Annotated in this window: 14 protein-coding genes; 12 read left to right on the top strand and 2 right to left on the bottom strand. The window is 47.6% G+C overall.

Annotated elements, in window-relative coordinates:
* Window positions 1-50 precede the first annotated feature (50 nt).
* Entirely contained in the window at window positions 51-986 is a 936-nt protein-coding gene (locus Q9R23_RS01675; protein ID WP_023467658.1) for a magnesium transporter CorA family protein, read from the bottom strand.
* 122 nt (window positions 987-1108) lie between these two features.
* On the opposite strand from Q9R23_RS01675, the gene Q9R23_RS01680 reads away from it, so the two are divergent.
* Entirely contained in the window at window positions 1109-1477 is a 369-nt protein-coding gene (locus Q9R23_RS01680) for an Hpt domain-containing protein (protein ID WP_035408957.1), read from the top strand.
* Between the two features lie 53 nt (window positions 1478-1530).
* Here Q9R23_RS01680 and Q9R23_RS01685 read toward each other — a convergent pair whose 3' ends face one another.
* The gene (locus tag Q9R23_RS01685; protein ID WP_035408954.1) at window positions 1531-2409 is read right to left on the bottom strand and encodes a chemotaxis protein CheV; all 879 of its coding nucleotides are present in this window, start codon (window positions 2407-2409) and stop codon (window positions 1531-1533) included.
* A 218-nt stretch (window positions 2410-2627) separates the two neighbouring features.
* Between Q9R23_RS01685 and Q9R23_RS01690 the strand changes: the two genes are divergently transcribed.
* The 11 genes from Q9R23_RS01690 (at window position 2628) to Q9R23_RS01740 (ending at window position 12097) form a co-directional block, all read left to right on the top strand.
* Window positions 2628-4067: an NADP-dependent glyceraldehyde-3-phosphate dehydrogenase gene (locus Q9R23_RS01690; RefSeq protein ID WP_311246305.1), complete on the top strand. Its 1440-nt coding sequence runs from the start codon at window positions 2628-2630 to the stop codon at window positions 4065-4067.
* Between the two features lie 173 nt (window positions 4068-4240).
* Window positions 4241-5212, top strand: a complete 972-nt coding sequence (locus Q9R23_RS01695) for an MBL fold metallo-hydrolase (RefSeq protein WP_035408946.1) — start codon at window positions 4241-4243, stop codon at window positions 5210-5212.
* A complete protein-coding gene (locus Q9R23_RS01700) occupies window positions 5212-5970 on the top strand; it encodes an SDR family NAD(P)-dependent oxidoreductase (protein ID WP_214855210.1) in 759 nt (252 codons plus the stop codon). Before Q9R23_RS01695 ends, Q9R23_RS01700 begins: the two co-directional genes overlap by 1 nt.
* 19 nt (window positions 5971-5989) lie before the next feature.
* A complete protein-coding gene (locus tag Q9R23_RS01705) occupies window positions 5990-7186 on the top strand; it encodes an ABC transporter substrate-binding protein (RefSeq protein WP_214855213.1) in 1197 nt (398 codons plus the stop codon).
* Complete coding sequence (locus Q9R23_RS01710; RefSeq protein ID WP_311246306.1) at window positions 7173-7931, top strand: ABC transporter permease; 759 nt, start codon at window positions 7173-7175, stop codon at window positions 7929-7931. Before Q9R23_RS01705 ends, Q9R23_RS01710 begins: the two co-directional genes overlap by 14 nt.
* The gene (locus tag Q9R23_RS01715; RefSeq protein WP_311246307.1) at window positions 7928-8677 is read left to right on the top strand and encodes an ABC transporter permease subunit; all 750 of its coding nucleotides are present in this window, start codon (window positions 7928-7930) and stop codon (window positions 8675-8677) included. Before Q9R23_RS01710 ends, Q9R23_RS01715 begins: the two co-directional genes overlap by 4 nt.
* The gene (locus Q9R23_RS01720; RefSeq protein WP_064300242.1) at window positions 8649-9536 is read left to right on the top strand and encodes an ABC transporter ATP-binding protein; all 888 of its coding nucleotides are present in this window, start codon (window positions 8649-8651) and stop codon (window positions 9534-9536) included. Before Q9R23_RS01715 ends, Q9R23_RS01720 begins: the two co-directional genes overlap by 29 nt.
* A gap of 1 nt (window position 9537) precedes the next feature.
* On the top strand, window positions 9538-10119 hold the full coding sequence (locus tag Q9R23_RS01725; protein ID WP_023467668.1) for a CDP-alcohol phosphatidyltransferase family protein: 582 nt from the start codon (window positions 9538-9540) through the stop codon (window positions 10117-10119).
* On the top strand, window positions 10116-10700 hold the full coding sequence (locus tag Q9R23_RS01730; RefSeq protein ID WP_311246308.1) for an NUDIX hydrolase: 585 nt from the start codon (window positions 10116-10118) through the stop codon (window positions 10698-10700). Before Q9R23_RS01725 ends, Q9R23_RS01730 begins: the two co-directional genes overlap by 4 nt.
* Before the next feature lie 162 nt (window positions 10701-10862).
* Window positions 10863-11399: a PadR family transcriptional regulator gene (locus Q9R23_RS01735; RefSeq protein WP_311246309.1), complete on the top strand. Its 537-nt coding sequence runs from the start codon at window positions 10863-10865 to the stop codon at window positions 11397-11399.
* Window positions 11400-11479: 80 nt separating this feature from the next.
* Window positions 11480-12097, top strand: coding sequence for a hypothetical protein (locus tag Q9R23_RS01740; protein WP_311246310.1), 618 nt, complete (start codon window positions 11480-11482; stop codon window positions 12095-12097).
* Window positions 12098-12151 lie beyond the last annotated feature (54 nt).

The following is a 12151-nucleotide window of genomic DNA, read 5'->3' on the forward strand; positions in this document are numbered from 1 at the left end:
CACCGTCACTGAGTCTTTTTTGGGTCATACAAGTCTTACGCTTACTTGAACTAGAAGAACCTTCTCCGCCATAAGATGAATGCGGCAAGACCAGAGAAGAAGATCATCATGCCGAAGACGATCCAAAAACCGATGACTTCTCCTTCCCAAGGGACATGGACGTTCATTCCGAACATCCCTGATATCATCGTCGGAATCGAGATGACGATCGTAATCGAGGCGAGGAACTTCATGACGAAGTTGACATTGTTCGAGATGACGGAACCAAATGTATCCATCGTCGAACTGATGATGTCTTTATAGATTTGTGCCATTTCCATTGCTTGCCGGTGTTCGACGAAGACATCTTCGAGTAAGTCTTCATCGTCTTCGTGTTTCTCAAGACTCGGTGTCTTGATGATTCGGTCGAGGACACCATCGTTCGATTTCAAGGATGTCATGAAATAGACCAATGATTTCTGAAGGTTCATGAGTTGAAAGATTTCTTGATTTCGCATCGAACGTTGTAATTCTTCCTCGAGTTCATCCATCCGTCGATCGATTTGGCGTAGGAAACGGAGATACGAGGAACTGACTTTATAGAGAATCTGAAATACGAAGCGCGATCGATAATTCGTCCGGAATCCTCGCAACTTACCACTCGAGAATAACGTCAGGACATCGAGCTGTTGCGAACAAACGGTGATGAAATGACGGGATGTCACGATGATACCGAGCGGAATCGTATTATAACGGCGTCCTGATGATTCTTCTTCGATGTAGGGAACGTCGACGATCATCAGTAGACCTTCTTCATCTTTTTCAAAACGTGGTTTTTCTTCCACGTCCAAAGGGTCATAAATGAAATCCTCTGGAATATTCGTAGCAGCGATGACTTGGTCGGCTTCATCCTTGGTCGGATTGACAAGATGGATCCAGGAACCTTTCGTAAACTCCTGTATCTCGTTGACTGCCCCAGTGACATCGCTTCGATAAATCGTCAACATATTGTCTATCCCTCCTGCTCTTCACTGTCTCATTATAGAAATAGAAACGATGGCGTGTAAATGATTCTCCGATTTTTTTTTACGAAGATTAGTGATAAGATGAAAACAGAGGAGGGGAAGACATGCCTTTTTTTAATGCTAAGAAGCTCGAAGAACTTCAATCGATCGCGGGTGGGGATCACGCGTTCCTTCAAAAAATTGGAGAGACGTATATCGCGCAGTTCGATCGAAAGTTTCCTGAACTGAAAGATGCCGTCGCTAAACAAGATGCTGAGCAAACTGAGAAGCTCGCTCACTTGCTAAAAGGTGCTTCCTATTCCGTTGCCGCTGATGATTTAGCCGATGATTTCGAACTGCTTGAAAAAGAAGCAGAATCCGGTTCCATGACCGGGACGCAAGAAATCGTCGATCGGATTGAAGACAGCATGGTTGAATTCCGGGTCATCTGGCTCGATGTGTTTACTGGAAAAAATCTTGACGTACTGCGTTGAGGAATCGAATAGATTAAAAAAGCCGACATCTCGTCGGCTTTTTTTCTTTTTTCTTATAAGACGTATGAATCAACCGTTTCGATCAATCGACCGATTTCCGGTTTCGTGATTTGTGCATTGACACCAACGGACTCGCCTTTATGGCGTAAATCGTCGGAAATCAAGGAGGAGAAGACGATGATCGGCAGTTCTGCATAACGATCATCTTCACGGAGTCGTTTCGTTAAATGAAGTCCATCCATCTTCGGCATCTCGATATCGGTGATCAGGAGATCACAGTTGCTTCCGTTCTCAAACGCATCAAAAGCTTCCTTACCATTGATGAACCACTTCAGTCCGTGGTAACCGGCTTCCTCGAGTGTTTCGATGATCAACGTCCGGAGCATTTCCGAGTCTTCGGCAATCCAGATGATTTTATCGGACCGGTCACGGGACTGGACGCGACGTCCTTCTTCGCGGGCGAAGATATCCTTGCGTGAGAGCTCAAGGGCAATTTTTTCATAGTCGAGCAGGATGATCATCTTGTCTCCCGTTTTGACGACACCGTTCGTTAACCCTTCGATGCCACGAGCGAGTTCGTTTGGTGTATCGATCTGTTCCCATGAGATACGGCGGATTTCCGTCACGGAATCAACGCGTAGGACACTCTTTTCTCCATTGAATTCACAGATGATCAGTCGATCCTCGGTTGCTTCGTCGTGGGGAACACCGATGACTGTAGGCAAATCGATCACCGTCATGACTTCGCCGCGGAGTTCGATCAATCCTTTGACAGCATCCGGTGTACCCGGAAGTGGTGTCATCGGGAGCGGAACGATGATTTCCCGAACCTTCATGACGTTGATACCGAACGTATACGGACCACAATGGAAGATGACGATCTCGAGTTCGTTCGTGCCGGCTTCTAATAAAATATCGTGCTGATTGTACATATGGTTGTGCCCCTTTCCATTACCTTCACTTCACTTCTGACTAGTTATCGGCATGCTACGTTAAAAATTCTAGTTCTGAATCGACAAAAAAATTGTTGTAATCGCTTTCATAATATGTTAAGCAAAAAGTTTGGCATTTGTCAGACCAATTGATTACAATAAGCTATGCAGCCACACACTGAAATGAGAGAGATAAAAATAAATGGAGGTAGAGTGGAATGACTACAGCAACAACCTACACGTTTTTACTAGATGGAAAATGGCATGAAAGTGAATCAAAAGAGACGATTGAAATCTCTTCACCATATAAAGAGGATCTTGTCGGTCGTGTTCAAGCGATGACAAAACCAGAAGTCGATCGTGCCATCGCTTCAGCGAAATCGGCACAAGCAGAGTGGGCAAAACAACCAGCGAACAAACGGGCTGAACTGCTTCACGCTTGGGCAACGGAACTCGAGAAACGTGCGGACGAAATCGGTGAAGTCATCATGCGCGAAGTCGGTAAAGGACGTGCAGATGGCGTCAAAGAAGTCAAACGGACAGCTGAAATCATTCGCTACACTGCGGAAGAAGGTCTCCGTTTCGACGGTCAGATGATGCAAGGGGATTCGTTCCCAGGCGGTAGCGCGAAAAAAATCGCGATCATCAAAAAAGCGCCACTCGGTGTCGTGCTTGCCATCTCACCGTTCAACTACCCAGTTAACTTGGCAGCAGCGAAACTCGCACCTGCACTCATGACAGGGAACGCCGTCGTCTTTAAACCGGCAACACAAGGTTCAATCAGCGGTATCTTAATGGTTGAGGCGCTCGTCGCAGCCGGCCTTCCAGCTGGACTCGTCAACATCGTCACAGGTCGTGGATCAGTCATCGGTGATTACTTGACAGCTCATCCGGGAATCAACATGATCACATTCACAGGTGGTACAGGAACAGGACAACATTTATCACGTCAATCGGCAATGATTCCACTTGTCCTTGAACTCGGTGGAAAAGACCCAGCACTCGTTCTTGAGGATGCGAACCTGTCACTTGCAGCAGATCACATCATCAGTGGTGCATTCTCTTACTCAGGTCAACGTTGTACAGCAATCAAACGTGTCTTCGTTCTCGATCACCAAGCGGATGCGCTCATTGAAGAACTTAAGACTCGAATTGCAAAATTGACAGTCGGTTCACCTGAACAAGAAAGTGTCGTCGTACCACTCATCGATACGAAATCAGCGGACTTCGTCGAAGGCTTGATCACGGACGCAACAGACAAGGGCGCAACGCTCGTCACAGGTGGCGGACGTACAGCGAACTTGATCGAACCAACACTTCTTGACAACGTGACACGTGACATGCGCGTCGCTTGGGAAGAGCCGTTCGGACCAGTTCTTCCAATTATTCGTGTTAACTCGGTCGACGAAATGATCGCATACTCGAACGAATCAGAATACGGTCTTCAAGCAAGTGTCTTCACGGAAAACATCGATGCTGCGTTTGCGGTAGCGGACGCGCTTGAAACAGGTTCTGTTCAAATCAATGGACGTACGGAACGTGGTCCTGACCACTTCCCATTCATCGGTGTTAAATCATCGGGTCTTGGTGTTCAAGGTGTCGGACGTAGCTTAGCTTCGATGACACGCGACAAATTAACAGTCCTCAACTTAAAATAAGTTTTTGACCGACCTTTCAATCTGCGGAAAGGTCGGTTTTTTGTGCATCCATTTCTTATACTCTAGCGTAAGCTAGACAACAAATATCATCCGTTGACGCACAAAGTTTGGCGCTATAGCTTCATTCTCTCTATAATGAAAGAAAATGGACGAGAGAAAAGAGGCGTGTAGGCATGACTGTATCAGACGAAATCATCCCGATTCCGATTCCCACACCATTTCCTGTAGGGGACGTGAACTGTTATGTGTTACGAACGGAAGGGGAAAACATCCTCATTGATTGTGGACCCGATACACTCGAGGCGTGGCAAATGATGCAACAGACGCTTGCGCGACACGATTTGCGGGTTGAGGATTTAGATCGTGTCATCGTGACGCATCACCATGCGGATCATGCTGGGATGGCACATCGATTTTCAGAGAAAGGCATTCCTGTCTATGGACATGCGCGGTTGCGCCCGTATTTGGAACAGGACGAGACGTTCCTAAACAATGGGGACGTGTTCTTACGTCGACTGGCGACTTCATTTGGTGTTCCGTCAGCGATTCAAGAGATGTTACCGAGCTATCAATCTGCCTTAAAATGGCTTGGAAAAGGTCAGCTTGATTTCATATTAAAGGAAGGCGACGCAATTACACCTTCTGGGCGATATCGTGTCATCGAACTGCCAGGTCATGCGAGTGACCAAATCGGAATTTTAAGCGACGATGGTATATTGTTCGCGGCGGACCATTTGCTGGACCGGGTCGAACCGAACCCGTTGCTTGAACAACCGCAACCGGGTGATGACGTGCTCGTGAAACGACCCGTTCTTGCGTATCTCGACTCCTTGGAAAAACTACAAGGAGAACAGATCCGAATTGCGTATACCGGTCATGGTGATCCAATTCGCGATGTCGCGGCACTCGTTGAAGAACGATTGATGCAACGCAAGGCACGCGGCGATCAACTGTTAAAGTATTTTTCAGAAGAGCATACGTTATTTGAATTAGCACAAGTGACGTATGGGAATCGATTAAAAAAATCATTCCCGCTCGTCATGAGTGAAATGAAGGCACGTCTTGATACGCTTGTCGCACGTGGTGCGATTACGGTTGAGAAACGATCTGGTATCCTCTACTATTCGAAAATGGAGGAAGTTTAATGCAACTCATCAACCGGACGATCGTCATCACCGGTGCTTCAAGTGGACTCGGGGAAGCACTGGCGCGCACTCTGCATAAAGAAGGGGCAAACTTGATTTTAATCGCACGACGCGAGGATCGATTACAAACGTTAGCGTCTGAACTCCAGGCAGACTACCTGGTCTACGATTTGGAAGAGGCGCCCGAAATGCTTGCGAAAACACTCGCAAATCGTTATGGACGGATTGATATTTTGATTAATAACGCAGGTTTCGGGGAATTCAGCTTCCTAGACGATACCTCGATTGAAACGATTGAATCAATGCACCGAATCAATGTCTTAAGTCCTGTTCGTCTAACGAAAGCGTGCCTTCCGTTACTTCGAGAAGGCGGCATGATCGTCAATATCGCGAGTCAGGCAGGAAAGTTGCCGACACCGAAGTCGACGATCTATTGCATGACAAAAGCTGCTATGTTGCAGTTTTCGAATGCGTTACGTCTGGAGTTACGTCCAAAAGGCATCCACGTCATGACGGTCAACCCAGGACCGATTGCGACGGAATTTTTTGTTCGAGCTGACATCAGCCGAAAATATGAAAAAAACGTGGCTTCGATCGTCTTATCGAAAGAACAACTCGCACTGACCGTCGTTCGGGCGATGCGTCGCCGAAAGCGAGAGGTCAATGCGCCGTGGTGGATGGAGCTTTCCGCAAAAGGGTACGGCGTCATGCCGCGGCTGATTGAATGGTTAGGAAAATCAGGTTTTGACAAAAAGTGATGACGGAGGAGAACAACGAATGAAAACAAAAGTAATGAGCTTTCTTGCCTTAGGTACCTTGCTTGCCGGGTGCGGGACGCCGGATGCGACACCGGAACCGAAAACCGTTTTAGGAACCGCTTATCAGACGATTGAGAAAGAAGCAGAAAAATCAACGGTTCGGATGTACATGTGGGGGGGCGATGACGGAATCAACGCCTATATCGATGAATATGTGACGCCCCGTCTGAAGAAGGAACATAATATTACACTCGAACGCGTTCCGATCGAGACGGCAGACATTATTCAAAAATTACGTGCTGAGAAAAAGGCAGGTAAGGAAAAAGGCGTCATCGATGTCGTCTGGATTAATGGCGATAACTTCTTGAATGCTAAAAAAGATGAGTTACTTTATGGGGAAATTACAAAAGTTCTTCCAAACATGAAATACGTTGATGCTGCCGCCCAAAGTTCAGATAGCGGTACGAAAACAGACGGGCTCGAAGCCGCATGGGGAAAAGTCCAATATACGTTGCACTATGACGCAGCTGATGTAAAGTCGCCACCAAAGGACTTACAAGCGTTGAAGTCTTGGGTCAAGGAAAATCCAGGACGCTTCACGTATCCAGAAGTGACGGATTTTACAGGAAACGCCTTCGTCCGTCACGTCATGTATGGTGTCGAATCGAACGCGACCCTAAAAGACCCAAAAGCAGACTTCAAGAAGACATGGGCTTACCTGAACGAAATCAAACCGTACCTCTGGAAAAAGGGGAAGACGTATCCGAAGACGCTTGCGCAACTCGATCAGTTATACGCGAAGGGAGACGTCGACTTCACGATGGGCTTCAACGAACGACGGGCAGAACAAGAAGTGAAGTCAGGAACGTTTCCGAAACAAACGCGTCCGATTGTTTTGAAGGATGGCTCAATCGCATCGACCCATTTCCTTTCCGTACCATTCAATGCACCGAACCCGAGAGGTGCACTCGTTACGATCAATACGTTGTTATCACCAGAAGCACAGTTGAAAAAATACGATGCGACGTATTGGGGAGACGGAACGAGTCTCGATTTGTCGACACTTGATCAGGCAGAACAAAAGCAGTTCGCTGATGTACCGGCCGCACCGTCGACACCGAAGCCGAGTGTCTTTGAAGGGAAAGTCCGGACGGAACTAGATCCATCGGTCTTCGAGATGATCCGTAAGGAATGGCCGTCTCGTGTGGCGCGGTAACGTATATCCTGCTGCAATTCTGATGGCAGGGATGGTCTTATACGGGCTGTGGGTCAGTGTTTCAATGACGTCACCCGCCGACTATCATGAGCTACTGACGGATGACGTCTTTTTAGAGAGTCTAACCGTCAGTAGTTACGTGGCCATCGTCAGTACGGTGCTCGCGCTGATCATTGGTGTGGTGCTCGCAAGGCTCTTGAGCAGAACAAGACTAGCTGCGTTACTTGCGATTCCTTTATTCATCCCTCATCTAGGAGCAGCATACCTCGCGATTCTCTATTTGAGTGATGTGCCTGTCATCGGACCGCATGAAGGGAATTATTTTAATGTCATCTTGACGTATCTGTATAAAGAAATTCCGTTCGTGTTTTTTTATCTCTTACCGGTGGTCCGGCGCCTTGATTCGCGTTATCAAGAACTCGGTATGATGCTCGGTTTATCACCAGTGCGCCGATTCTGGCATGCGCGGGGTGTTTTCCTACTCGTTCCGATGCTTGAGGCAGCATTTATCTTGCTTGCCTTTATCCTGTTCGCATATGAGATTCCAGCACTGCTCGGCGTGACCTATCCAAAATTACTTGGCGTCTATGCATTCGATTTGTATACACAAGGCGATTTATCGGAGCAACCACTCGCTTTTGCAATGAGTGTCGTCTTGACGGGAGGACTCTTCCTCCTGCTATTGCTTATGACTGGTTTGACACGCCCACTGGCAACGAAGATCAGTAGGGGGCGAAGCGAATGATAAAAAAAATCAGTGTGACTGTATTCGTTGTAATCCTGTTCATCGTTCCTTTAATTGGTTTGATTCCAGGAGAGTGGAATTGGAATCCGCGCCTAGAAGCGACGCTCGGCACGACCGTCGCGATGATTTGTGCCGTCGTATTGTTGAATCATCTCTTCGGGTACATGGCAGGAAAAGCGATTGCCTTTCAAACGGGGAAACGGATTCGTATAGCAGAGTTCTTGATTAGTTTGCCGCTGTTCGTTCCCGTGTTATTGCTATCATTCGGTCTCTATTTGACATGGATCCGTCTTGGTTTGGCAGATCGATTTTTTGGTGTCCTGCTCGTGTTGCTTCTGCCGACCTTGCCGTATACAGTTCGCTTGTACACGAACGGATTTCAGGCGCTCGGAGAACGGATGCTTGAACAGATGGTCTTGATTGAGGGGAACCGGTTCAAGCGTTGGTTCTATTTGACGGGACCGATGCTTCGGTCGACGTTACAATCCGTGACGCTACTCGTCACGGTGATCACGATCAGTCAGTATGCACTAGTTGCGTTGATTGGTGGTGGGATCGTCCGCATGATATCACTCGAAGTATTCCCGGCGTATTCTGGTAATTCGCAAGGGGCGGCGCGTCTAGCGACACTCAGGTTGATCGGGGTGCCCATTCTCTTTTATGCTGGACAAGCCGTTATTTTTTCTAGTTGGATACGAATCGTACGGAGGCGTTTAAATGGAAGTCACGATACAACAAGTCAATAAACGATTTGGAACGAAGCATGTGTTGTCTGATATCGATTTAAATATCGCATCTGGACAATGTGTGGCTTTAGTCGGACCGAGTGGTAGTGGGAAAACGACGCTTCTCCGCCTGATTGCGGGTCTCGAACGTGTGACGAGTGGAGTGATTCAGTTCGGTGACCGAGATGTGACTGTTCTTTCACCGAATCAGCGAGGTGTGACGATGATGTTTCAACGGTCGCTGTTGTTCCCACATTTGAACGTCGAACAGAACATCCGTCTCGGTGCCAAACAATTAACACCGATCGAGCTCGAATCCTGGTTACATCGCGTCGGACTCGAGGGAAGAGGAAAAAGTGCTGTTCACGAATTGTCAGGGGGCGAACAGCAGCGGGCGAGTTTAGCTCGTGCGCTGGCGAGTCAACCGGACTTCTTGTTGCTCGATGAACCGTTCTCGAGTCTAGATGTACCGAGACGACGGGAACTACGGACATTGATTCGGAAGTTGACCGAGGAACAAGGTGTCACGACACTCCTTGTCACACACGATCGGGAAGAGGCAATGGCGATGGCGGATATCGTCTATGTCTTAGAACAGGGGCGAATCGTCGATCATGGTACACCGATTACGCTGAGCCAGACCAGCCCGTTTTTTGGCGAAGGCATTCAAATTGAAGAAACATGGCATCCGTTGACGGCAGTCAACTTGGTCTCAAGACCGACGAAGGAGACGGATGAACGTGTTACGATTACGAAAGAACTCATTCAATACGGTGTTCGATTCTACGAAGTCGAACGAGCATCCGGAGAACGACTCGTGCTCTCTTCAGACGAGACGATTCATGAGAAAGAAGGCTATATCGTTAGAAAGGAGGGGTGACATGTTAGATACGCGTGCGCGTAAAATCGTTCAACCCCTATTTGATCAAGGGGCGACCTTATTTAAGAAAATTGGATTATCGGCGACACAGGTGACGATCATCTCCGGCATCATCGGTGGTGCGACGGGCTTTTTCGTCTATAACGATATGATGGGAACGGCGATTGTCTTATTGTGGATCTCGGGCATGCTTGATGTCATCGATGGAACGATGGCACGAAAAGAAAAGACGACTCCAATCGGCACGATTCTCGACCTTGTTCTCGACCGGATCGTCGAGCTGTCAGTGCTGATTGGTCTTGCACTCCGATTTCCGGAAACGCAGGTCGTTATTCTGTTGCTCGTCGCATCATTCGTCATTGGGATGACGATGTTCCTTGCAATCGGAGCGGTCAGTGAAAATTACGGCTACAAGTCGTTTCAATATCAACCGGGACTGGTCGAGCGAACGGAAGGGTTCTTATTCCTAACAGCGATGATCCTGTTCCCAAGCGCCATCATTTGGATCGCAATTGTCTTTTTGATTGCTGAACTCTATACGGTCGGGGAGCGATTCCATCAAGCTTCGAAGGTGTTACGATGAGTGAACAAGAGATGATCATGACTGTGGATCGAGCGGGCAACCTGCTCGGACCTCATCCACGATCAGAAGTCCACGCAAACGGCTTGTGGCACGAAACGTTTCATTGTTTCGTTTACGATCCAAAGCGGGACGTCGTGCTGCTCCAGCAACGGTCTGAACAAAAGAAGGACTTTCCAGGAATGCTTGATATCACGGCAGCGGGTCACTTGCTTGCGAATGAGACAGTCGAGGATGGTGTCCGGGAACTCGAGGAAGAGATTGGTTTGACGTGTACGTTTGATCAATTGATGCCGCTTGGCATCCAGGAAGAGGAGTTTCGGGATGCGTCGCTCTGGGACTGTGAGCGATGCCATGTCTTTCTTGCTCGAAGTGATCAAGCGATAGACGCATACGTCCTCCAGGAAACAGAAGTGAAGCGATTGATTGCTTTTTCGATCGAGCAGTTTGAGCGAATCGCTGACATGTCCATCGAGCGTATTCAGGACACGACAGGCGAGTGGTTCGATCGTCGTCAATTCGTTCCGCATCCTTCTTCTTACTGGAGACATGTACGACAGGGAATCGAGCAATTACGTAAATAGAAAGAATGGGAAAGAAATAACGCATGAAGACCTACGATCGAATGTGATTTCGCTCGTAGGTCTTTTTTTAATCGTACATTCGTTCGACGCAAGAGTAGCGAAATTAAGATATATTTGAGATAATTAAGTATATATACAAAAGAAGGAAAGAAGGTGCAGCCAGTGGCATTACGATTTGCACTACTCGGGCTGCTGACCCAAGGGGAAGCGACCGGTTACGATTTAAGCGCGACTTTTAAAAAACAGATGATCCACTTCTGGACCGCACACCATACTCAAATATACCGAGAGTTGTTGAAAATGGAAGAGGCAGAGCTCGTGACGAGTGTTCATATCGTCCAAGAAGACTTGCCGGACAAGAAAGTCTATTCGATTACCGATAAAGGGCGTACGGAGCTCGTTGAATGGTTACGGACACCAAATGAATTCAAACCGAAGATGAAGGATGAGAACTTGATGCGGGTCTCGCTCCTGCATCTTCTCCCACCAGAGGAAGCTGTCGCTTATCTAGAAGAATCGAAGCGACACCATCAATTTGCCGTCGAGATGATGCAAACTTGGCGTCACGATCATCTCGAGAACGGTGCGACACTAGGGGAGACCTTGACGAGTGAATACGGCTTGCGTATGATGTTGAATTACTTGGACTGGTGTGATTGGGCAATTGCGGAAATCAAAAAAAACGGAGCGAACGTCTAACAAAACTGGCTCGACTGTCATGTAGATGGCGGATTCGAGCCAGTTTTATTTTGTAATAGGATTTAGTAAGGAGAGAATCGATGTACTTTAATGACTATGAAGACTGGATTGAGGAAGAGGCGGAAGCATTATTTCGCTTACATGAAGAACCGCTGATACGAGAAGCGATCTCGTATTCGCAATTTACGGCGTATGTAGAAGAGGCACTCCTTGAACCATTATTGCTGAAATTACGTTGGCTCGGAGAAGCAGAAGAAGAGGAGATTCTAGAACGAGCGGATTCAATCGTTTGGGAGAATGCCTCAGGTCATTCGGAAGCTTCCCTTCGGCGAGATGTGTTACGACGGGTCGTCAAGCGAGACTTTACTGCGCATATCCTCGCGTACCTCACACCAATTCTTGAAGCGAGACAAGCCACTTATGAGGCGGAATTGAAGCAGCTTCAATTGGCGCATGCTGAACAAATAGATGAGGTCAAACAACACGAGCAACAGATTGAACTCGGACCGCCACCTGAGAAAATTAAAAAGTGGTGGTATTTCAAAGAAAAAGAAGTAGCTCGTTCCTTTACAGAGGAAGAACGATCTGCGCTACAGGCACAACAGCAACAACTCGAGGACGAGTTAAAGCGACTCGAACAAAAAAAACGTGAGACTGAAGCTGATCTCGAACGATTGGATTCACTTCACCGATTGTAATTCACGCCAAAAAAATGGAGCAGACGACGTTATGTCGTTTGCTCCATTTTGTAT

The sequence above is a fragment of the Exiguobacterium sp. BRG2 genome, from assembly GCF_031844245.1.
Taxonomy (GTDB): Bacteria; Bacillota; Bacilli; order Exiguobacteriales; family Exiguobacteriaceae; genus Exiguobacterium_A.

Coding starts and splice junctions, on each gene's coding strand:
- Q9R23_RS01705 (WP_214855213.1), top strand. CDS start 5,990: ATGAAAACAAAAGTAATGAGCTTTCTTGCCTTAGGTACCTTGCTTGCC.
- Q9R23_RS01700 (WP_214855210.1), top strand. CDS start 5,212: ATGCAACTCATCAACCGGACGATCGTCATCACCGGTGCTTCAAGTGGA.
- Q9R23_RS01680 (WP_035408957.1), top strand. CDS start 1,109: ATGCCTTTTTTTAATGCTAAGAAGCTCGAAGAACTTCAATCGATCGCG.
- Q9R23_RS01725 (WP_023467668.1), top strand. CDS start 9,538: ATGTTAGATACGCGTGCGCGTAAAATCGTTCAACCCCTATTTGATCAA.
- Q9R23_RS01715 (WP_311246307.1), top strand. CDS start 7,928: ATGATAAAAAAAATCAGTGTGACTGTATTCGTTGTAATCCTGTTCATC.
- Q9R23_RS01685 (WP_035408954.1), bottom strand. CDS start 2,409: ATGTACAATCAGCACGATATTTTATTAGAAGCCGGCACGAACGAACTC.
- Q9R23_RS01690 (WP_311246305.1), top strand. CDS start 2,628: ATGACTACAGCAACAACCTACACGTTTTTACTAGATGGAAAATGGCAT.
- Q9R23_RS01740 (WP_311246310.1), top strand. CDS start 11,480: ATGTACTTTAATGACTATGAAGACTGGATTGAGGAAGAGGCGGAAGCA.
- Q9R23_RS01695 (WP_035408946.1), top strand. CDS start 4,241: ATGACTGTATCAGACGAAATCATCCCGATTCCGATTCCCACACCATTT.
- Q9R23_RS01675 (WP_023467658.1), bottom strand. CDS start 986: ATGTTGACGATTTATCGAAGCGATGTCACTGGGGCAGTCAACGAGATA.
- Q9R23_RS01720 (WP_064300242.1), top strand. CDS start 8,649: ATGGAAGTCACGATACAACAAGTCAATAAACGATTTGGAACGAAGCAT.
- Q9R23_RS01730 (WP_311246308.1), top strand. CDS start 10,116: ATGAGTGAACAAGAGATGATCATGACTGTGGATCGAGCGGGCAACCTG.